General features: G+C 64.0%; 15 protein-coding genes, 1 pseudogene and 1 CRISPR repeat array. Of the genes and pseudogenes, 9 read left to right on the plus strand and 7 right to left on the minus strand.

Annotation, left to right across the window (positions count from 1 at the left end; genetic code table 11):
* The first annotated feature begins 68 nt into the window (after nucleotides 1-68).
* Both ACFC0O_RS02155 and ACFC0O_RS02160 read left to right on the plus strand, forming a co-directional pair.
* Nucleotides 69-587 carry a winged helix-turn-helix transcriptional regulator gene (locus ACFC0O_RS02155; RefSeq protein WP_375953057.1) on the plus strand — a complete coding sequence of 173 codons (519 nt, stop codon included), beginning with the start codon at nucleotides 69-71 and terminating at the stop codon, nucleotides 585-587.
* A gap of 697 nt (nucleotides 588-1,284) precedes the next feature.
* Nucleotides 1,285-1,893 (plus strand): hypothetical protein, encoded by a 609-nt coding sequence (locus ACFC0O_RS02160; RefSeq protein WP_375953059.1) that lies wholly within the window; start codon nucleotides 1,285-1,287, stop codon nucleotides 1,891-1,893.
* Nucleotides 1,894-1,931: 38 nt separating this feature from the next.
* On the opposite strand, the gene ACFC0O_RS02165 is transcribed toward ACFC0O_RS02160, so the two are convergent.
* Nucleotides 1,932-2,762: an NAD(P)H-binding protein gene (locus ACFC0O_RS02165; protein WP_375953061.1), complete on the minus strand. Its 831-nt coding sequence runs from the start codon at nucleotides 2,760-2,762 to the stop codon at nucleotides 1,932-1,934.
* A 24-nt stretch (nucleotides 2,763-2,786) separates the two neighbouring features.
* Nucleotides 2,787-3,548 carry an SDR family oxidoreductase gene (locus tag ACFC0O_RS02170; protein ID WP_375953063.1) on the minus strand — a complete coding sequence of 254 codons (762 nt, stop codon included), beginning with the start codon at nucleotides 3,546-3,548 and terminating at the stop codon, nucleotides 2,787-2,789.
* A gap of 130 nt (nucleotides 3,549-3,678) precedes the next feature.
* Here ACFC0O_RS02170 and ACFC0O_RS02175 point away from each other — a divergent pair.
* Nucleotides 3,679-4,800 (plus strand): annotated as a pseudogene (locus ACFC0O_RS02175) (BTAD domain-containing putative transcriptional regulator); the annotation flags it as partial.
* A 2,033-nt stretch (nucleotides 4,801-6,833) separates the two neighbouring features.
* Here ACFC0O_RS02175 and ACFC0O_RS02180 read toward each other — a convergent pair.
* Nucleotides 6,834-7,592 carry an SDR family oxidoreductase gene (locus tag ACFC0O_RS02180; RefSeq protein WP_375953064.1) on the minus strand — a complete coding sequence of 253 codons (759 nt, stop codon included), beginning with the start codon at nucleotides 7,590-7,592 and terminating at the stop codon, nucleotides 6,834-6,836.
* Nucleotides 7,593-7,716: 124 nt separating this feature from the next.
* Nucleotides 7,717-9,660 carry a potassium transporter Kup gene (locus ACFC0O_RS02185; RefSeq protein WP_375953066.1) on the minus strand — a complete coding sequence of 648 codons (1,944 nt, stop codon included), beginning with the start codon at nucleotides 9,658-9,660 and terminating at the stop codon, nucleotides 7,717-7,719.
* A gap of 385 nt (nucleotides 9,661-10,045) precedes the next feature.
* Between ACFC0O_RS02185 and ACFC0O_RS02190 the strand changes: the two genes are divergently transcribed.
* The 6 genes from ACFC0O_RS02190 (at nucleotide 10,046) to cas7c (ending at nucleotide 18,578) form a co-directional block, all read left to right on the plus strand.
* A complete protein-coding gene (locus ACFC0O_RS02190; RefSeq protein ID WP_375953067.1) occupies nucleotides 10,046-10,384 on the plus strand; it encodes a hypothetical protein in 339 nt (112 codons plus the stop codon).
* On the plus strand, nucleotides 10,381-11,472 hold the full coding sequence (locus tag ACFC0O_RS02195; RefSeq protein WP_375953069.1) for a tyrosine-type recombinase/integrase: 1,092 nt from the start codon (nucleotides 10,381-10,383) through the stop codon (nucleotides 11,470-11,472). Before ACFC0O_RS02190 ends, ACFC0O_RS02195 begins: the two co-directional genes overlap by 4 nt.
* A 163-nt stretch (nucleotides 11,473-11,635) precedes the next feature.
* A CRISPR array of direct repeats spans nucleotides 11,636-12,632; the repeat unit is 22 nt; unit sequence GGACCCTGCGGTCCAACGCTGC.
* A 383-nt stretch (nucleotides 12,633-13,015) separates the two neighbouring features.
* Nucleotides 13,016-15,238, plus strand: a complete 2,223-nt coding sequence (cas3, locus tag ACFC0O_RS02200; protein WP_375953071.1) for a CRISPR-associated helicase Cas3' — start codon at nucleotides 13,016-13,018, stop codon at nucleotides 15,236-15,238.
* Nucleotides 15,235-15,915 (plus strand): type I-C CRISPR-associated protein Cas5c, encoded by a 681-nt coding sequence (gene cas5c, locus ACFC0O_RS02205; RefSeq protein ID WP_375953073.1) that lies wholly within the window; start codon nucleotides 15,235-15,237, stop codon nucleotides 15,913-15,915. The genes cas3 and cas5c overlap by 4 nt, the downstream gene beginning before the upstream one ends.
* A gap of 4 nt (nucleotides 15,916-15,919) precedes the next feature.
* A complete protein-coding gene (cas8c, locus tag ACFC0O_RS02210) occupies nucleotides 15,920-17,677 on the plus strand; it encodes a type I-C CRISPR-associated protein Cas8c/Csd1 (RefSeq protein WP_375953075.1) in 1,758 nt (585 codons plus the stop codon).
* A 25-nt stretch (nucleotides 17,678-17,702) separates the two neighbouring features.
* The gene (gene cas7c / locus ACFC0O_RS02215) at nucleotides 17,703-18,578 is read left to right on the plus strand and encodes a type I-C CRISPR-associated protein Cas7/Csd2 (protein WP_375953077.1); all 876 of its coding nucleotides are present in this window, start codon (nucleotides 17,703-17,705) and stop codon (nucleotides 18,576-18,578) included.
* A 426-nt stretch (nucleotides 18,579-19,004) separates the two neighbouring features.
* On the opposite strand, the gene cas2 is transcribed toward cas7c, so the two are convergent.
* The 3 genes from cas2 to ACFC0O_RS02230 are packed head-to-tail and all read right to left on the minus strand — an operon-like array spanning nucleotide 19,005 to nucleotide 20,600.
* The gene (cas2, locus tag ACFC0O_RS02220) at nucleotides 19,005-19,310 is read right to left on the minus strand and encodes a CRISPR-associated endonuclease Cas2 (protein WP_375953078.1); all 306 of its coding nucleotides are present in this window, start codon (nucleotides 19,308-19,310) and stop codon (nucleotides 19,005-19,007) included.
* A complete protein-coding gene (cas1, locus tag ACFC0O_RS02225) occupies nucleotides 19,295-20,143 on the minus strand; it encodes a CRISPR-associated endonuclease Cas1 (RefSeq protein ID WP_375955908.1) in 849 nt (282 codons plus the stop codon). The genes cas2 and cas1 overlap by 16 nt, the downstream gene beginning before the upstream one ends.
* A complete protein-coding gene (locus ACFC0O_RS02230; RefSeq protein WP_375953080.1) occupies nucleotides 20,121-20,600 on the minus strand; it encodes a hypothetical protein in 480 nt (159 codons plus the stop codon). The genes cas1 and ACFC0O_RS02230 overlap by 23 nt, the downstream gene beginning before the upstream one ends.
* Between the last annotated feature and the right edge of the window lie 166 nt (nucleotides 20,601-20,766).

A 20,766-nucleotide genomic window follows, 5' to 3' on the forward strand; every position in this document is an offset into this window, starting at 1 on the left:
AAGATAGATTCTGTTTGCGCGAGGGTCAAGGGTGTCCACGACCCATCCGAACCACCTAAACTGATCCCATGCCGCAACCAGTTGCCAATGACAAGCTCCCGGTCCCCGCTGGAAAATCCGGCTGCCCGATCAATATGACGGTCGAACTCCTCGGCGACCGCTGGAGCCTGATCATCCTGCGCGACATCATGTTCGGCAACACCACCCACTTCCGCGAACTACTGTCCCGCTCCATGGAAGGCATAGCCTCCAACATCCTCGCCGCCCGCCTCGCCAAACTCGTCGAAGCCGGTCTCCTCACCCGAGACGACGACCCCAGCCACCGCCAAAAAGTCGAATACCACCTCACCGAGCCCGCCATCCAACTCGTCCCCGTCATGGCCCAACTGGGCGCCTGGGGCGCCCGCTGGCTCGACACCACCCCCGAACTAACCGCCCGAGCACTCCTGCTCGCCGAAGGCGGCCCCCCACTCTGGGACGAATTCATGACCGAACTCCGCACCATCCACCTGGCCCGCACCCCCGCCCCCACCCACGGCGTCCTAGCCCAACTATCCGCCGCCTACCAAGCCGCCCTCCCCAAGTAGCCGATCCCACCTCGTCGCGAAATCCCTACCCGCTCACAGACTTACGAACCAACGCCACCCGCCGACGCCTGCGCTTCCGCACCCCCTGCACCGGCGCGGGCGACCGCCGCCGCCCATACCGCAACAACGCCATCAACAAATCCTCCGCAGCCCGATACCGCGATAGATCAACCCGAAGCCGCCACAAAACCTCCGGATCCCCGCGCTCCAACACGGTCGCCCGCACCGGCATCACATACCCCGCGATCCCCGCATCGGTCAGCGCGAACAGCACCCGATAAACCTGCGCCTCCTCCAAATCGGCCAGAATCCCCCATTGCCGAGCTTGCAACCCATTCGCCAACCCCCGGGCGGGCACCCAGTGCTGTACCCCCCGCTCATCCGACCACGGATCGGGAATCTCACGCGAAGCCGTCACCACACCCACCCGCTCGCAGAATCGCCATCACCCGGTCAGCCCTTCCTCACCACATCGCAGATCTCCACGATAGTCGGACGGCGTGACAACCACGCAGGCCAGCCGAGTCCGACGAGGCATCACATCGGCATCCGTGGCGATGGATATCGACCGGCCCATCCCTGCGAGATGTCGCACCGTGGCCCTAGGGTGGTCGGCGAGTCCGCGTCGGCGGGCGTTCTCGTTATGGATGAGGGGTTGGTTGTGTCGGACAGCTTTCTGGTTGCTGCTCGAATTCCTATGAGCCGGGCGGATTTCGAGCGCTGGCTCGAAACGCCCGCACCGGAGCCCAGCGCAATCGCCAACCCCGCCGAGATGTTCACCGGCTGGTACTGGGATGGCAAGGTCGCGGATTGGGAGCAGGCCGAGGTCGGGGATACCCCGCGTGAATACTTCGCGGACTGCTTCGCTCAGGAGGGCGATGGCCTCACCTACATCCTCACCCACCGCGATGGTGCGCTCGAGGCGTACCTGATGCATTTCGGGTTCTGCGAATCGAATATCTACACCGCCCTCTTGATGCTTGCCGGGGCCGGGCAATTCACCTCCGACTCAGCGAATAGCACGGTCCTGTTCTGGGCCGAAACCAGTTGCGCACTACGCGAACCCAACTGGAATGGCTGGCTGTCAACTCTCGAGGTCGGCGTGTCAGGAGCGCGTTTCGTCACGAATACCGATCTGGCCCGAACCATCTCGGCCCTCAAACCGGCCGAGAATCAGTTCTTCGATCTGATAGGCAAGCTGGCCGGTGCATACGAATCGTCAACGGAGGTCGGCGAATCCGGTCACCTCGACATCATTCGCGACCCTCGCTACGCCGACCCGGCGATTTTCGCGGCGGTGGAGTAGCACGCCACCGACCGCGAGATGGCGGGCGATGGCAGGTCTTATCGGAACTGGTCCGCGTGATCGGAGGCCCAGTCAGCGAAGGTGTGCGGGGCTCGGCCGGTGATCTCGCGGACCGCGGGGACGACGGGCGAATCGTCGAACTCGCCGTCGGCGAAGAAGCGGAAGAAGGCGTCGACGTATTCGGCGGGGGTGGTTCGGGTCATCTCGATCCTGGCTTCGGCGTCGGATTGCGCGACGAAATGCAGTGGGCGAGCGAGGATTTCGGACAGGGCGGCCAGGCGGTCGGCGGGTAGCAGCGCGGCCGGGCCGCTGAGGGCGTGAGCGAGATCGTAGTGATCCTTCCGAGCCAGTACCGCCGCGGCGACATTCGCTATATCGCGCGGATCTATGGCCGCGATCGGGACGCCGGCGAATGGTGCTCGCACCACATCACCGGCCCTGAGCTGGTCGCGCCATTCGAGGGTGTTGGACATGAAGCCGCTGGGCCGCAACAGGGTCCAGGCGATACCCGATGCTTGGACCGCTGCCTCACCGGTCAGATGCATGCGGACGACGGCGTTGTCGGCGTGACCACCGATCACCGAGCGCGAGGACAGCAGCACCACGTGCTCGACTCCCGCCGCCCGCGCCTGGGCAAGTACCCCCGGCATATCGCGGAAACCGCCCAGCAGGAACACTCCCTCGACATCGGCGAACACTTCACCGAGGCTCTCCGGTCGATTCAAATCCCCGGCGATGAACTGAACCCCTTGCTGCGGTGGAATTTTCGCGACATCACGCACCAGTGCGCGCACCGGACGTCCCTGCGCTGCCAACTCCCGCACCAACGCCCCGCCGACATTGCCCGAGGCACCCGTTACCAGGATCATTGTTTTCCTTTCGGTCCGGCCCGATCACGCCTGCTGGGTCGGCAGCACGACGATCTGGCGCAGGTTGACGTGCGCCGGCCTGCTGACCGTGAACGCGATCAGATCGGCGACATCATCGGCGCTCAACGCCGCGATGGTGCTGAACATTTCGCCGAGCTGATCGGTGAGCCCGGGATTGTCGATATGACTGCCCAATTCGGTATCGGTCAGACCCGGCTCGATATTGGTGACGCGAACTCGCCGCGGCCCCAACTCGGTACGCAGCATCGCCGAGAGCTGGGTGACCGCCGCCTTCGTCGCACCGTAGACCGCGTAGTCCGGGAAGGCGACGTGCGCCGCGATCGAGGAGACATTGACCAGATCAGCCGAATGCCCGGCGTCCGCGGCGGCGACGAGATCCGGCGTGAAGGCCCGAATCACCCGCAGCACCCCGGTGATATTCGTGTCGACCATGCGCGCCCACTCATCGTCCCGCCCGGCCAGGATCGGATTCGGCAGCATGAGACCCGCGACATTCACGACCAGACTCGCCGGACCGAACACCTCGTGCACCCGGTCGGCCGCGGCGGCCACCGCGTCCGCATCGGTCACGTCCGTGGCGACCGCGGTCGCGATGCCACCGTCCGCGGTGATTTTCGCCGCCAGCTCGGCCAGCCGATCGGCCCGCCGCGCGAGCAGTGCGACACGCACACCCGATCGCGCCAGTGTGCGGGCGGTGGCCTCGCCCATTCCGCTCGCCGCTCCGGTGACGACGGCGATCCGCCCGGTGAGGTTGTCGTAGCTCATGATCGGGAGTGTCCATCCCCGCGCTGGCGAACCGCTGTCATCGCCTGTCAGCTCGCTGTGAGACCTCGACTGCACCGGAAGCCCACAGCTGGTACAACAGTGGAATGTCGGCCGTGGACGGGAATCATTCATGCGTGTAGCCCTTCTCGGGCCGCTCGCTGTCGTCTCCACGGATGAGGTAACGGTGCCCGTCGGCGGTCCGCGCCTCCGCGCGTTGCTCGCGATGCTGGCACTCGAACACGGGCGCGTGGTGTCCACGAGCAGGCTCGTCGACGGCATCTGGGGCGAACAACCACCGGGCGGATCGGTGAACGCGCTGCAATCACTGGTCAAACGATTGCGAGCGGTGATCGCACCGGTGCACGCGATCGAGACGCGCACCGCCGGATACGTTCTGACCCTCCCTACCGATGCCGTCGACACCGCGCTGTTCACCCGGCTCGCTACCGAAGGAGCCTGGCAGCTCGAGCACGGCCGCGCCGAACATGCCGCCGCACTGCTCGATTCGGCGCTGGGGCTCTGGCGTGGACCGGCGCTGGCCGATCTCTCGGCCTTCGCGGTCTTCGACTCCGCCACCGCAGCACTGACCGAACAGCGGCTCATGGCGATCGAGACCCGAGCGCAGGCGTATCTGAGTCTGGGCCGAGCCGGGGAGTTGATCCAGCAACTCACGCGGGAGACCGCGGCACACCCCTATCGAGAGACGCTGGCCGCCTGCCTCGTTCGCGCACTGGCGGCGTCCGGCCGTCCGGCCGAGGCGATGCGCGCCTATGAACGAACCCGAAACCTGCTCGACAGTGAACTCGCCACGGATCCCGGACCGGCGCTGACCGACGTACTGCGCGAAATCCACACCGCGCCACCGCGACCGGCTGCCGCGGTGGGCACCGCGCAGATCCGGATCCACCGCACCAGCTTCGTCGGCCGCGATGACGATATCGCCCGGCTCGACCACATGCTGACCTCGAACGCATTGATCACCCTGGTCGGTCCCGGCGGCGCGGGAAAAACCAGACTGGCGGAGGAGACCGCGGCCCGGGTGGCGACCCGCTTCTCGCACGGGGCGCATATGGTCGAACTCGCCGGGGTGCGCACTCCGAGCCTGGTCGGCAACGCGGTGCTGGCCGCCTTGGCCGTTCCCGCGAATCGAGATGAGGCCGAGCCCGATCCGATCGCGCAGCTCTGCTCGGTGCTGACCGGTAAACGCCTACTGCTGATCATCGACAACTGCGAACACCTCACCGCCGCCACGGCAGAACTCGTCGATGCCGTGCTGCGTCGTTGCCCCGCGCTGACGATCATGGCGACCAGCCGTGAACCACTGGGCATAGCCGGTGAGTCGCTCTACCCGGTGACATCGCTGACACTGCCCACCGGGCAGCACCCGGCAGCACCCGCCGCCGTTCAACTGTTCATCGATCGCGCACGGGCGGTGCGGCCGAACTTCGTTCTCACCGAGGACAATCGCGACACCGTCGGCGGTATCGTGCGCCGACTCGACGGTTTGCCACTGGCCATCGAACTCGCCGCGGCACGCATGCGCGCCCTGTCCCCCGGCGCGATCCTGGAACGGCTCGACGACCGATTCCTGTTGCTCACCAATGGCTCTCGCACCGAGGCCGACCGGCACCGCACCCTGCACGCGGTGGTGGACTGGAGTTGGCGGCTGCTCGACGACGCCGAACGTGAATTGGCGTGCAGGTTCTCGGTTTTCGCCGGAGGCGCCACCCTCGACGCCGTCGAACGGGTGTGCGGGGGCGATCTCGGCACGCTCGCCGCGCTGGTGGACAAATCGTTCGTGGAGTTCGACGGTGCGCGCTACCGCATGCTGGAAACGATCCGCGCGTACACCGCGGCAGAACTCACGGCCACCGGCGAACGCGCCGCGCTCGAACGAGCACACGCGCACTATGTGCTCGCACTGGTCGAGCGGGCCGAGCCTGCGTTGCGCACCACCCGCCAGTGCGAATGGGTCAACCGGCTGACCGTCGAACACGACAATTGCGTTGCGGCCCTGGGCTGGGCGGTGCGCACCGCCGATATCGACCTGTCATTGCGACTGTGCGGCAGCCTGGTCTGGTACTGGTCCCTGCGTGGTTTCCGCGCGGAATCGGCGCACTGGCGTGGCCAGGTGCTCACCCTGGCCGGACCACCCCCGCCCGGATCGGCGGCCGACTATCTGGCGTGCGCGTACGCGGACCTGTTGCCGGCGCACTACGACATCCTGTGGTGGGGACCGACCGCAGACCACGGCGACCTCGACCGGCTCGTGCGCACGGCGAACACCGAACAGCGCCAACCCAATCCGGTCTTCGTCCTGATGCTCGCGGTGCGCCGCGGCCGGGACGGAGACCTCGCCCCGCTGGACGAGGCCGTCCGCTCCGCGGACCCCTGGCTCGCGGCCAACGCGCGTCTCCGGCGTGGGCTCGAAGCGCTCGACAATGCCCGATCCGCTACGGCCGTAGGCGATCTGGAGCGGGCACTGGCCGAACTGCGTGCCATCGGCGAACCCCGGGGACTGGTCCGGGCACTGTTGATTCTGGCCAAGTATCGCACCGGCACCGTCGGGCTACCGGCCGCGCTGCCCCTGCTGACCGAGGCGGCCGAATTGACCCGCACCTGGCTGGGCACCGATGAGGTTGTCGGAGTGCGCGCCTGGCTCGGCCAACTCCGGGTCTGGCACGGCGATATCACCGCGGCCGCGGCCGAGACCGCCGCCGCTCGCGTCCGGCTGGACGCCACCGTATCGGCGTTCACGCGAACCTGGCTCGGCGTGGTCGAGGCCGAAATAGCCTGCCGCCGCGGGGAACTCGGAGAGGCAATCCGGCTTTTCCACGAGGCACTCGCCCCGCTGACCACGCATCGAATGCGGTCCGATCGCCCGGTCGAGGGCATCGCGATCTCCGTCGAGATCTGGGGCCGCATCGCGTACGCCCTGGCTCTGGTCGACCATGGCGACCGGCACAGCGCCCGCACCGAATTGGCGACCGCCTTCGAGCTGGAGCGGCAGATGATCGGCGGCAACCCGCCACTGCTGTTCGGGATCGCCGTCGGATACGCATCGGTCGCACTGGCCGACGGCGATGTCGAACTCGCGGTGACGATTATCGCCGCCCACGATCGGCTGCATTCCGGCCCGCAGCGCGGACCGGGGCCGCAGCGGATCATCGATACCGCACGCGCACAACTCGACACCGCCGCCTTCGACCGGGCGTCGGGCGCCGGTCACGCGCTCTCGTTCGACGACCTGCGGGCGCTGCTCACCGAATGCCGATCGGGCGGAGGTCAGAACATGGCGCCGTTGGCGCGAATCGTCTGGCCCGACACCCACGCCGCACCGTCGCTCACCAGCCAGCCGACGACCGGGGCGATATCCTCCGGGGTGCCGAGTCGTCCGCGCGGGCTGTGATGCGTTGCCGCCTCGATGGATTCGGGTGTTTCCGCGCCCCGATAGAAATCGTCGTCGATGGGTCCGGGCGCGACCGCGTTCACGGTGATACCGCGATCACCCAATTCCTTGGACGCGGCGAGCACCATCCGCTCGACCGCCGCCTTGGAACCGGAATACAGTCCGTAGGTGCCGGTCATGATGGCGGTCAGCGTCGTTGAAAGCACCACGTAGCGGCCATTATCCGCGAGGTGACGCGCGGACGCGCGCAAGGTGTTGAAGGCGCTGCGGGTATTGCGGTTGATCAGGTGATCGAAGTCCGCGTCGGTGAAATCCACCAGCGGCTTCTTGATCACCGCGCCCGGGGTGTGGATCACGATGTCCAGCTTCCCGTGCTCGGCAACGACTTTCGCGAACAGCGCGTCGACATCCGCCGACACGGTGGCATCCGAGCGCACCGCCTCCGCGCTCACCCCGTACTCGGCCAGCCGCTTCACCGTCCGCTCCGCCGCGTGCTCATCACCTAGATAGGTGATGACGGTCGTGGCCCCGCGCGCCGCGAGATTCTCCGCGAAAGCCGCACCCTGATTCCGGCTCCCGCCCACCACCAGGGCCACCTTGCCCGCCAGATCCCGGCTACCACTCACATCGGACATCGAACTCTCCCTGCACCACTCGGATCGGCGGCCCATCGCCACCGCTCCCCCACGCTGGTGCACGCCGCTGTCAACCCGCTGATATCCGATGACAGCGAGGCTGATTCGGGGCGATCGAGCGCGTTTACACCTCGACCTGCGCCCCCATGATCACCGTTCGCTGACCGGGCAGGCCGAAATACGCGGCGGCATCGGTGGTGATGTAGGACGTGGCGATGAACAGGCTCTTGCGCCAGCGAGCCATGGTGTGCGCCTTGCCTTTCTTCAATGCGATCTTCGACAGGAAGTAGGAGGCGCCGTCGATATCGAGGTGGCCTTCGGTACGGGCGGGGTCGAGCAGGCGTAGGGCGTGCGGGACGTTGGGGCGCTCCATGTATCCGTAGTGCGCGAGTACGTGGATGATGCCGTCATCGGCGTAGCCGAGCGCGTCGATCTCGGTGCGGTGTTCGTCCGGCACCCGGGGCACCGGCAGCGTATCGATGGACAGGACGACCACGTGCTGGTGCAGCACCTGGTTGTGTTCGACGTTGGCGCGCATGGCCAGCGGTGTGGTCTCGCTGCCGCGATTGAGGAATACCGCGGTGCCGGGCACCCGAATCAGCGGCGGGCGGCGCTGCTGCAATTCGTCGACGAACTCCCGCAGCGGTCCCTCCACCTCTTCCCTTGCGGCGGTGACGATTACGCGTCCGCGCGCCCAGGTGATCATCACGGTGAACGCGGTGAGACCGATCAGCAGGGGCAGCCACGCCCCGTGCACCAGTTTGGTGAGATTCGCGGCCACGAACAGCGCGTCGATGCCCAGCAACGGAATCGCACCCAGCAGAACCAGCCACAGCGGCGTATGCCACTTGACCCGGGCGACATAGAAGAACAGCAGCGTGGTGATCGAAATCGTCGCTGTCACAGCCATTCCGAACGCGAATGCCAGCGCCGCCGAACTCTGGAAGGTGAACACCAGCGTGAGCACGGCGACCATCAGGATCCGGTTGATCAGCGGAACGTAGATCTGCCCGATGGTCGATTCGGAGGTGTGCTCCACCCGCAGGCGCGGCAGGTAGCCCAATTGTGACGCCTGCGAGGCCACCGAGAACGCCCCCGTGATCACCGCCTGCGAGGCGATCACTGTCGCGGCGGTCGCCAGCAGTACCAACGGAAGTCGAGCCCAGCCGGGTGCGAGCAGAAAGAACGGGCTGCCCACCGCGCTCTCGTCACCGAGAATCAGCGCACCCTGCCCGAGGTAACTCAACGCGCACGCGGGCAGCACCAGCCCCAGCCAGCCGCGAGTGATCGCCTTGCGGCCGAAATGCCCCATATCGGCGTACAGCGCCTCTGCCCCCGTGACCGCCAGCACGATCGCGGCGAGCGCGAAGAACGCGATCCCGAAGTGCCCGAACATGAATCCCAGCGCATAGGTCGGCGACAGCGCCTTCAGGATCTCCGGATGCCGTGCGATACCGCTGATCCCGAGCACCCCGATCGTGGTGAACCAGGCGATCATCACCGGCCCGAACAACCGCCCCACCGCGGCCGTCCCCCGATGCTGCACCGAGAACAATCCGACGATGATCACCACCGTGATCGGAATGATCAGATCATCGAACCCCGGCGATACGATCTTCAACCCCTCGACCGCCGACAACACCGAGATAGCCGGTGTGATCATCCCGTCCCCGAAGAACAGTGCGGCACCGAAGATCCCGACCCCGGCCAACACCCCCGCCGCCCGCAAATCCCGCTTCCCCGCCAACCTCCGCAGCAACGTGATCAGGGCCATGATCCCGCCCTCACCGTCATTGTCGGTCCGCATCACCAGCGTGATGTAGGTCAGCGTGACAATGATCATCACCGACCAGAAGATAAGCGACACAACCCCATACACATTGTCCGTGCTGATCGGCACCGGATGCGGATCACTCGGATTGAACACCGTCTGAATGGTGTAGATCGGACTGGTCCCGATATCCCCGAACACCACCCCCAGCGCACCCACCACCACCGCGGCCCGCACGGGCCCGGCACTACGGTGTCCCGCGTGTATCGGCGGACTGACTTCGGGTACTGCGGCCATCAACGGTCTCCTCGCGTACGGATGCGCCCCCTATCCTGCCGTGAGGACCGCGATACGCGGCGGAGCGGGCCGAAGCCACGCAGATCAAGCGACTGAAGTAGCGGACGGTCACGAATCCGATCCACATTTGCCAGACCACCGGCTCACAACCACTGCACTGACACCTGACCTTGCTCCTGCCCTACGTACATATCGCACGACTCCGTTGGCTCCAAGACTGGTCCAGGACAGGGCTCCAGGACCTCAACTCGAGCCGATTGTGCCGGTTCAGCCCAGCTCAGCGGACCCTGAGCAATCGGGATCTATGACGGCCTACTCGGCACGCCGACGAATGCCGTTGCCCATCGCACAACTCCGGGCCTCTCGGCGACGTCCGGAGCGGATCATGATCCACGGACTCAGACCCGTCGACCGAACCGGGCGCATCGCGGCGAAACCGATCCTCACCGCACTCGAATGGAAGCCCGGCGATCTGCTCGTATTCGAGGTGTGTGACGGACTCATCACCGTCGGCCAATCTGACGACGAGGGCAGGCGACTCTATCGAGATGGCCATCTCCGAGTTCCGGCCGAAATCCTGCGGGCTGCGGACATTCGCGCTGGCGACGGTCTATTGCTGACCGCAAACACTCTCGACAAGTCGCTGACGATATTCCCTGAGCACTCGGTCGACGCCATGGTCACTCACCAGCTCAGCAGCCGCCTGTCCGGTGGTGCCCAGTGACCGTTCAATCAACCGGCAACATCGAAGCAGCGATGCTGCTGATCGATCGGCTTGGCGTCAGCATCGACGATCTCCGCAGTGCCGCAATGGAAAAGCGTCCCGTCCCGACCTTTGGCGAATACATCCCTGTCATCTATAACGCGATGCCAGCGACCGCTACCCGCGACACATACATGTGTTACTGGACCAAGTTGTGGCCGGATAAACGGCTCGATGAGCCCACAGTGACCGAGCTGAAGACCCTCATCGAGGAAGCTCGTCAGAACCGACGAATTTGCCGCAGCGACCGCGGCGGCCAGTATGCGGTTGAGCACTTCGTCAACGCGCTGCGCTGCCTCTACCGATTCGCCGTAGACGACAGATTCATCACCAAGGAGGAGGACCCTTCGACACGACTCGAGGCACCCAAACCGTTGCCTTCCAACCGACGGGCGTTGCCGGTTGACTTGCTCGCGGCAGTGAATCAGGCAGCAGCAGAGGGAGGTAACGATCCTGCGCTCGACACATTGCTGCTGCGCCTGCACATTGAAACCGCGTGCCGACTCGGAGGCGCATTGGCTCTTCGACCCGAGGACCTTGACCCCGCTCAGTCAGTGATCCTGCTCAGAGAAAAGGGTCAGAAGGAACGCTGGCAACCCGTGACACCCACGTTGATGACAGCACTGCGAAGGCAATACACGGAACGGATTCTCTACTTCGACCCACGCCGAACGACAACCATCAATGGTCGTCCGCTGACCGCTGATGCCAGACAGCGGTTGTTGCGTTATCGCAACGGCATGCCGATGAGCAGAGGGCGGTACCAAATCCTGTGGGAGAGAATCGGCGTCGCCGTACCGGCGGTCGCAACCCATGGAATTAGCACACATTGGCTCCGCCACACCACCCTACGTTGGGTCGAACGAAATTTTGGGCATTCAGTCGCCAAGGCCTATGCAGGACATGCACATCAACACAGCCGCGGAGCGACAACCATTTACACCCGCGCCGGAATTGAAGAGGTTGCAGAAGCGCTCGCCGCGATGACCGGCGAAGCACATCCCTTGGCATCCGACCCCGGATTGTCCTGGCACCAAACCGACCAGTAGCCCGACTAAGGAAGCGCCTGCAGTCCATACCGGTACAGACCTCCTAGGGCGGCACGCAATAGGCAAATCCCCTCCGCCAGATCGGAGGGGATTTCAGACGTCACTGTAACCGGACGAACTTGAGACAGCGCTAGCACGCACCTTGGTAGAGATTGCCGTAGACGTTGCGATACTCGTTGGACCATGCGGTCCAACGCTGCGCTCCCCAGGGAGCTGCTGTACGTCGATGAGTCCGAGTTGCGATTCTCGTTGGACCCTGCGGTCCAACGCTGCTGCGGACAAGCCGGCAGCGGACATCAAGTACCAGTTGCGATTCTCGTTGGACCCCGCGGTCCAACGCTGCGTGATCTCCCGATCGATGACCAGGCGGGCCTCATAGTTGCGATTCTCGTTGGACCCTGCGGTCCAACGCTGCTCCCGTACGCCGCTTCATATTCGGACTGGGCATCGTTGCGATTCTCGCGGGACCCTGCGGTCCAACGCTGCCGTTCGGGACCTTGCTGGTCGCCCAATCCACCACATAGTCGCGATTCTCGCGGGACCCTGCGGTCCAACGCTGCCCAGTTCGCCCAGGCCAGTGGCAGGTTGCGGCGAATCAGGTTGCGATTCTCGCGGGACCCTGCGGTCCAACGCTGCCCAGCCCGACACGCTGCCGGGCCGCTTCACTTCCGCGCCTTGCTCGGGTCGGTGTTGCGATTCTCGCGGGACCCTACGGTCCAACGCTGCGATCCACGCCGAACCACACGACCCGGTATCGGTCGTTGCGATTCTCGCGGGACCTGCGGTCCAACGCTGCATCGTCCGGGAGTAGCCCGTGGACCTGTTCGAGGGCGTTGCGATTCTCGCAGGACCCTGCGGTCCAACGCTGCCACGTCCATGCCGTATCCGGCGGTGATATGCGGGATGTTGCGATTCTCGCGGGACCCTGCGGTCCAACGCTGCGGGCGGTGGGCGGACCTGCGAACACGGGATAGCTGTTGCGATTCTCGCGGGACCCTGCGGTCCAACGCTGCTGCCGCCGATGCTGCCGCGGCGCGCCTGCTCCTCGCTGTTGCGATTCTCGCGGGACCCTGCGGTCCAACGCTGCCGCCGGAGTAGGCGGCCCCGCAAAGCTCGCGGAATTGTTGCGATTCTCGCGGGACCCTGCGGTCCAACGCTGCCCTGGATGGCCTGCAGTCTTTCGAGAGCTGCGCGCGGACGGACGGATTCTGACACACGTCGAGTGAGGAATGCCAGGTGGCCGGTTCGGAACGTTCCTGGGAAATTTGTCGCGCTTGGGGTTCCGAACCTGAATTGTTTCATGAACGAGTGGATCACAATGGGGCACAGCGTCGGCGTAACCTGGGCGTCCCCGCATCCGCCGAAGCTTTCACGAGCAAGGTAAGAGAAGCGGACGCTGTCATGATGCAGGACCTCACCTCAATCATCTTGTGTGCCTGTAACAACCGTTCCAACATTGCCAGTCCGCGCTAGCTTCGGGGTTTGTCGGACCCCTCGCGTACGCTTCGCGATCAATCAAATACGTGCAGCTGGATGAGGTTTCATGACGCAGGGGTTATGGGCACACAGCAAGAACTCGGCGGGGGTTCGGGATCGCCTTTGCGATCATTTGGAGGGGACCGCCTCGAAGGCTGGTGACTTCGCCGAGGTCTTCGGCGCGCGAGCGGTTGCCGAGTACTTCGGTTTGGTTCATGACGTCGGCAAGGGTGGGTGCGCCTGGCAGGACGGTCTGGATCGGGCGGAGATGACCGGCGGCCGGGTTGTCGATCAGCACGGGCGGAGCGTGGATCACAAGTTGGCGGGTGCATGGCTTGCTGCACGTAGGGCGAATCTGGGGTATTTCGCGCTGGCGGTGCTGGGGCATCATGGCGGTCTCGGCGATCAGCAGGCTCTGAAGCAGGCGTTGCGGCGAGCGGACGGTGAGGCGCGAGATGCGGTGCAGGAAGCTATCTCTCGTGTGGCGGCGCAGTTGCCTGCGATTCTGCGGGCGCCTACATCGCCGTTGCCTGATTCGATGGTGAACGCGTCGGATCCCTGTGTCTTGGAGCTCTTGCTCAGGCTGGTGTACAGCACGCTGGTTGACGCCGACTTTCTCGATACCGCAGGTCATTTCAGTGGCGTTGTGCCCGTTTCGCCTCCGCGGTTGTCGGGCATGGTCGAGATGTTCGAACGGCATCGACGCGAATACCTCGCCGCGGTCGAGGTGTCGAAGGTCGATGCGATTCGTGACCAGGTCTATCGACAGGCGGTGGCCGCGGCGGCCCAGCCGCGAGGGATCTTTCCTTTTCCGGCACCGACTGGCGCTGGAAAGACCATTGCCGCAGCGGGATTCGCTGTTCATCACGCCGCGCAACACGGGTTGGCGCGAGTAATTTTCGCGGTGCCGTTCCTGTCGATCACCGAACAGAACGCCAAGGTCTACCGTAAGTTGTTCGGGGCTGCGAACGTTCTGGAGCATCACAGTGGGGTGGACTTGGATGATCTTGCGCCAGAACAACGTTGGCATCGGCTCGCTGCCGAGAACTGGGATGCTCCGGTGGTCGTGACGACCACGGTCCGACTGTTCGAGTCGTTGTTCAGCCGCAAACCCTCGGCAATGAGGAAGCTGCACCGGTTGGCTGGAGCGGTGATCGTGCTCGATGAGGTGCAGTCACTACCTGACGAGATGCTGCTGCCGATTCTGTCGGCGCTGCGTCACCTCAGCGAGCACTTCGGGACGACCGTGTTGCTGGCGTCAGCGACGCAGCCGGAGTTCTTCGGCCTGAGGGTGTTTCGGGACTTGAAGGCGCGGCCGGTGATCGCAGAGCCGCAACCGTTGTATGACCGGCTGCGGCGGGTGCGATTCGAGTGGCGGTGCGATCCCAAGCCCACCTTCGCCGAGATCGCCCGGGACGTAGCTGACGAGGAGCAGGTGCTGCTCATCGTCAACACGACTCGTGATGCTGCTGCCCTACACAAAGCTGTTGTCCAAGCGCGCCGCCGCGGGGGTCCGGTCATTCACTTGTCGACACGCATGGCCGGAGCTCATCGACGCGATGCGCTCGAGAGGGTTTGCGACCTGTTGGCGGCGGACTCGCCGGTGGTAGTGGTGAGTACCCAGCTGGTAGAAGCGGGGGTCGATCTCGACTTTCCGGTGGTGTATCGCGCATTCGCGCCGGCGGAGGCATTGCTGCAGGCTGCCGGACGGTGTAATCGCAATGGTCGGCTCGAGGAAGGTCGGGTAGTCGTGTTCGAGCCCGCCGACGGGAGCACGAAGGCGGCCAAGATGGTGTACGGGGCGGCTTTGGATACGACGCGCTCGTTCTTCGGGCCGGGCCGCGATCCGGACCGGCTGGATCTGTTGGCCGACTATTACAGCACCCGCTACGCGGTGAAGAACATCGAGCAGTCCAGTGTCGGCACCAGAATCCAAAAGCACCGTGCTGCCTTCGATTTCATCAAGGTCGCCGAACTCTTCACCATGATCGAGGACAACACGGTCCCGGTGCTGGTCCCCTACGGCAACGAGTCCGAGCGTGAGGATCTGCGGACCCGGCTGGTCGGCCCGGATCCTGTTGAGCCCTGGGTGTATCGGCGGTTGCAGCCCTATTTGGCCGCCCTACCGAAACGGGTGGCCGCAAAGGCTGTCACCGCAGGGAACGCCAGGGTGCTTATCGGCGACCTTGGCAAACCGCAAGAAGCCCGTCTGTACGAGCTGATCCATGGCTACCACGTACAGCGCGGCATCGAACTCACTGATATCGAGCCGGAGGAATGTGTGTTGTGAACGACCAACCCAGCCATCGGAATCCGCCGCTGGTCGTCGAGGTGAGTGGCGATTTCGCCTGCTTCACCCGGCCCGAGATGAAGGCCGAACGGCTCAGCTACGAAGTCATGACGCCCTCGGCCGCCCGAGGGGTATTGCACGCGATCTTCTGGAAGCCGGAGTTCGACTACGTCATCACCAAAATCGAAGTCCTCAAACCGATTACGTGGTTCTCGATTCGTCGTAACGAGGTCAAGTCGGTGCTCTCGGAGGACTGGGTCCGCAAGGCCGCGTCCGACACTACGATGCGCTATGACGTGGAGACCGACCGCGACCAGCGCAACGCGGTGTGCCTGCGGGATGTGTCGTATCGGATCTTCGCTCAGGTGGAGCTGTTCCCGCACGCAACCGACAGTCCGGTGAAATACCGCGAGCAATTCCGTCGCCGTGTCAACAGGGGCGCGTGCTTCAGCCAACCATTCCTGGGAGTGCGGGAGTTCTCTGCGACCTTCGGAAACCCCACGGACGCAACACCAATCGCGGTGACCAAGGACCTGGGAATCATGCTGCACAGCATCGAATACGACCCCACCGGTGGCGAGTCTTACAGCTGGTTCGCGGCGTCCCTGGTCAACGGTGTCCTCACCGTGCCGCACCATGGACTGGTGCTTCCCTCGTCCTCGTCGGAACGGCGGTGAGCACATGCTGATCAGACAGCTCGCCGCACGCCACAGCGACACCGAGACTCCTCGCTACTACCGGACTCGGACAGTACGGTGGGCAATCCACCTCGATGGTGATGGCAAACCTCAACTGATCGACCGCGCAGACGCCGATCACAAGGCCGGATCATCGATGGCCACCCCCTATGTGGGGCGCACCAGCGGCGTCGCCGCCATGCTGCTGGTCGACAGCATGGAGTACGTCCTCGGCATCTCTAAGAGCGATACACCCAAAGCACAAGACGATGCAGGCAAGCGCCGCGACGCATTTCGTGAGCTTCTCATCGCATGGCGGGAGGCAACCGAGGATCCGATCGCAACCGTGATTGCCGAATTCGCGTCGGCCCCTGCTTCTCTCGAGCTCGTCGAGGAAGCCAAGGTGCGTGGCGCCATCGCATCCGAGCTGGTGTGCTTTGTCGTCGGCGGAGAGCCGGTACATATGCGTCCCTCGGCGGTCGACTATTGGGCGCAGGTGGCACGCGCCCGTAAGAGCTCAGGAACCGAAGGCCTCTGCTTGTCCTGCGGAAACGTCGGAACTCTGCTGAAAACCGTGCCCGACATGGTCAAAGGCAACCTCATCCCAGTAGGTGTCAGCACGACGGGCCGCCCGAAACCGGGCCGCGACGCCGCGCTGGTCTCGGTGAACACCGCAGCCCAGGGCAGGGCCGGCAAGCTACAGCTGGTCAACACCCCGCTCTGCGAAGACTGCGGCAGCCAAGCGATGGCCACACTCAACACCATGCTCGCCGACGAGAATCACCGCCGACGCAGCAACGACAGTGTCTTCGTCTGGTGGCTGCGCGAACCCGCCGCCTTCAATCCGTTCATCCTCGACGCACCCCACCCGACAGATGTCAAAGCGCTACTGGCAGAGGTCAACAGAACTCGAACCGAAGCAACCGCGGAGGACAACGAGTTCTACGGTTTGACGTTGTCGGCCAACCAGAGCCGTGTCGTCGTCCGCGACTGGATCGACGTCCCACTCCCCCACATCAAAGCCCACCTCGCGCAATGGTTCACAGATCACGCCTGCACTCACACATGGGCAGACGGTGTTCGCCACGTAGAACTGTGGCGAATGGCGTTTGCCAGCGGTCGATGGGACCGACGGACCGAAAAATACGTGCCGGGCAGCGGTATTCGAGGTCTCGAGCGTGACCTGCTTCGATGCGCCCTGTACGGCGGAGCCCCGCCACCGACTCTCATCCCGCAACTACTGCACCGAATCCGCAACGACCACCAGATCGACCTGGCACGTGTTGCGATGCTCCGTTTCGCCCTGGCCCGACCCCCATTCAAGGAGACAACGATGCCCGGCCTCGACGACACAGCCACCGACCCCGGCTACGTGTGGGGCCGGATCTTCTCGGTGCTGGAAGCCATTCAGCGCAAAGCCATTCCAGACATCAACACCACCATCCAGGACAAATACTTCACCCTAGCCATGGGCCAACCCGCCGCGACTATGCGGATGCTCCGGCTCAACGCCAACAAACACCTCAAGAAACTGACCCGGAACGAGGTGACCCGCAGCGCCGGATACGCCCTGGACTCCCGCTTGATGCAGCTCAGCAGCCTGGTCGACGACCTTCCCGCACGCCTCGACAATCACGGCCAGATCCGATTCATCCTCGGATACGACCACCAACGCGCGGCCGACATATCGGCAGCTCGCGCCGCAAAAGCAGCCAAAGCCACCACCGAAGCCATCTCTGAAACCGCCTCCGTCACAGCGTGACCCGTCCTCCCAGAAGGCAACCGAAATGAACGACGCTCTGCGTACCGACCCCGCTCGCAAGCACGACTTCGTCTTCCTTTTCGATGTCACCGACGGCAATCCCAACGGCGATCCCGACTCCGCGGGCATGCCCCGCACCGACCCCGAAACCATGCAAGGCTTGGTCACCGACGTCGCCATCAAACGCAAGATCCGAAACATGGTCACTCTGCTCGGCGAAGGCAAACCCGGCAACGACATCTACGTCGAAGCCGGCACCTCCCTCAACTCCCAACACAAGCGCGCCTACGACGCACTCGGACTGCCCGCCAGCAAAACCCCCGAACGCGCCGCCCAGCAATGGATGTGCGAGACATTCTTCGACGTCCGCATGTTCGGTGCGGTGATGTCCACCGGAAACCACAACGCCGGACGCGTACAAGGACCACTCCAGCTCACCTTCTCCCGCAGCATCCACCCCGTCTTCGCCCAAGAGCACGGCATCACCCGCGTCACCCGAACCAAAGAAGGCGACACCAAAGAAACCGAGATGGGCAGCAAACACGCCGTCCCCTACGGCCTCTACCGAGGCATCGGTCACTTCAGCGCCCCGCTGGCCGCCCGCACCGGCGTCACCTCCGCCGACCTTGAAATGCTCTGGCACGCCATGACTTTGATGTTCGAACACGACCGCGCTTCCACCCGCGGCGAGATGGCGCTGCGCGGACTCTACGTCTTCACCCACTCCGACAGCTTCGGCAACTGCCCAGCACACATGCTTACCGACATGGTCAAAGCCGAACTGGCAGAAACATCGAACGAACCACGCATTCAACCGATCCGAGCCTTCACCGACTACCAAATTGCCATTGACGAAGCAGCACTCCCCGACAAAGTCACACTCACTCGAATTGTCGGGTAACCCTAGAACCTGCCCCGCTGACGCAAGAAGCGCCGAGAATCCGGTAGCTCAAAGGCTTCCGCCCCTTGGGCTACCGGATCTGACCATAAACTCCGCCGGCATGCTCCTATGTAATTCTCGCTGGACCTGCAGACCCAGCGCTGCTCGATATGGCCCCGGGAGCGCTCACCTCGGGCGAAGTTGCGATTCTCGCTGGACCTGCAGACCCAGCGCTGCGCGAGTCCGAAGATCGCGACCAACCGCGCCCAAATGTTGCGATTCTCGCTGGACCTGCAGACCCAGCGCTGCCCTGGATGACCTGGGACTTCCCGATGCGCGGAGTCACATTGGGAGAGAACCAGACCGTCACTGACTGAACGATCCCTGGTGGGCGGTTCGGAACGTTCCTGGAGAACTTACCGCACTTGGGGTTCCGAACCCGGTGTGTCACAAGACGAGTGGTTCATTGTGGGGCGGGGAGATCGCGGCGCCGAGATGCCGGGCCCTGCCGAAACTTCCGCGGTCGAGATGGTAGACGCGGATGCTGTCACGAGCATGATCGATTGCCTTGGATAAGGCGGCTTCGAGCATCAGCTGAGTTTTAGGTGTGCAGGTCACTTCGAACACCGATTTCTGGACTCGATGCCCGTAACCTTCGCAGATTCTGGCGACACGTCGCAACCTACGGGCACCGGCGGGTGTTACGGTTTCGACGTCGTAGGTGATGAGCAGCTCCATCACGAAACCGTCCATGGCACATACATTTCCAGGTCGGCGCGGAGATGGCGCGCAAGCAACCGCGCCTGAATCAACGGCAGTAATCCCGCTGGAACGTCGCGGTCGAGATAGGCGTGCGGCCATAGCCTTTCGCGCGCGATCGACCACTGTTCGAGAAAGAATTTGCGGCCCTCGTCGGTAAGCTGAATCTGCCCGCCTGGCAGGAACTCGGTATGGGCGGACTTTACCTGCTCTCGATTGAACAGTGTCAGCACGAATCGGTCTACCAGCAAAGGCCGGAACTCCTCCATGAGGTCCAGTGCCAGAGCAGGTTTCGCTGGCCGAACACCATGAAGGTATCCGATATGCGGATCAAGACCTACCTGTTCCAGAGCGCCGCGGACGGAGGAACGCAGCATGCCGTATCCGAACGACAACAAGCAGTTGACCGGATCGGTGGGTGGCCGACGGCTACGACCCGGTACAGCAGCAGGCGTGATCGCGGGAAGTGCCTGGAAGTAGTCACGGGCAGCATGACCCTCGATACCACGTGCTTGGTCCAGATCGGTCGCTTCGCCCAATGCGATCAGAGCGGTGGCATGTCGCTCAGCAATACTACGGAGTATCGTTTGTCGTTCGCCGCTGAGATCGCGCGCGGCGCGCAGCAGCAGTTGACGGTAGTTGTGCAGTTTGCCCGCTATCGCGGACTTGGCGATTCCGAGACACCGTCGCTGATCATCGTGAGCACGAAGTTGCTGGATACGCAGATGCGGATTGCCAGTAGACGGCCCGCTCACCCTGGCCAAGAACTTGCCGTTACGAGTCAGCCAGGTGACACCTCGGCCGTCAGCTGCGCACCGATGCAGCAGGTCCGTCGGTCACCGTGACACCGTTGAACACCACCAGATGCTCGAGCCGGATCAATGGCAGCAGATGCCGGCCCGGTCGGTCAGGGTGAAATACACGAAGCGCGTCACCATCCAGGTGCAAGCTGGTACCCGGCGTGGTGACATAGAGGGTTTTGAGCAGCTCAGTCATCGAACCTTCCGACTGGTCGTAGTTACAATTCTCGCTGGTCCCGAAGGTCCAGCGCTGCTCAGGGTCGCGGCCCAGCTCCACCGGCTTGATACCGTTGCGATTCTCGCCGGTCCCGAAGGTCCAGCGCTGCCCTGAATGACTCGCGATTTCCCGAACAATCGGTGTATGTGTGGATGCGAACCGGTCCGTCGTGCATCCATTCTGCCTGATGACTGGTTCGGAACCCTCCAGGGAATCGGTCGCACTAGGCGTTCCGAACCTCTTGCGCCACATCACAAAATCGACCAAACCGAAGGTCTGGAACGGGCCTGACAGTCAGTACCGATCCTTGTCAACCATAAGTCCTACCACCGGTTCCTGTGGGGCGGTGGGCGGGTGCATGCTACACCGGCGGCGTGCGCGGTCAAGCCGCGACTACCTCGGAACCTACGCGACGAACTCTGCAATTGCGATC

The sequence above is a fragment of the Nocardia sp. NPDC056100 genome, assembly GCF_042266325.1.
GTDB lineage: Bacteria > Actinomycetota > Actinomycetes > Mycobacteriales > Mycobacteriaceae > Nocardia.

Excerpts from the sequence above, each read along its gene's own strand:
- ACFC0O_RS02155 (WP_375953057.1), top strand. The coding sequence starts at position 69 with ATGCCGCAACCAGTTGCCAATGACAAGCTCCCGGTCCCCGCTGGAAAA.
- ACFC0O_RS02160 (WP_375953059.1), top strand. The coding sequence starts at position 1,285 with ATGAGCCGGGCGGATTTCGAGCGCTGGCTCGAAACGCCCGCACCGGAG.
- ACFC0O_RS02165 (WP_375953061.1), bottom strand. The coding sequence starts at position 2,762 with ATGATCCTGGTAACGGGTGCCTCGGGCAATGTCGGCGGGGCGTTGGTG.
- ACFC0O_RS02170 (WP_375953063.1), bottom strand. The coding sequence starts at position 3,548 with ATGAGCTACGACAACCTCACCGGGCGGATCGCCGTCGTCACCGGAGCG.
- ACFC0O_RS02180 (WP_375953064.1), bottom strand. The coding sequence starts at position 7,592 with ATGTCCGATGTGAGTGGTAGCCGGGATCTGGCGGGCAAGGTGGCCCTG.
- ACFC0O_RS02185 (WP_375953066.1), bottom strand. The coding sequence starts at position 9,660 with ATGGCCGCAGTACCCGAAGTCAGTCCGCCGATACACGCGGGACACCGT.
- ACFC0O_RS02190 (WP_375953067.1), top strand. The coding sequence starts at position 10,046 with ATGATCCACGGACTCAGACCCGTCGACCGAACCGGGCGCATCGCGGCG.
- cas3 (WP_375953071.1), top strand. The coding sequence starts at position 13,016 with ATGACGCAGGGGTTATGGGCACACAGCAAGAACTCGGCGGGGGTTCGG.
- cas8c (WP_375953075.1), top strand. The coding sequence starts at position 15,920 with ATGCTGATCAGACAGCTCGCCGCACGCCACAGCGACACCGAGACTCCT.
- cas7c (WP_375953077.1), top strand. The coding sequence starts at position 17,703 with ATGAACGACGCTCTGCGTACCGACCCCGCTCGCAAGCACGACTTCGTC.
- cas2 (WP_375953078.1), bottom strand. The coding sequence starts at position 19,310 with ATGGACGGTTTCGTGATGGAGCTGCTCATCACCTACGACGTCGAAACC.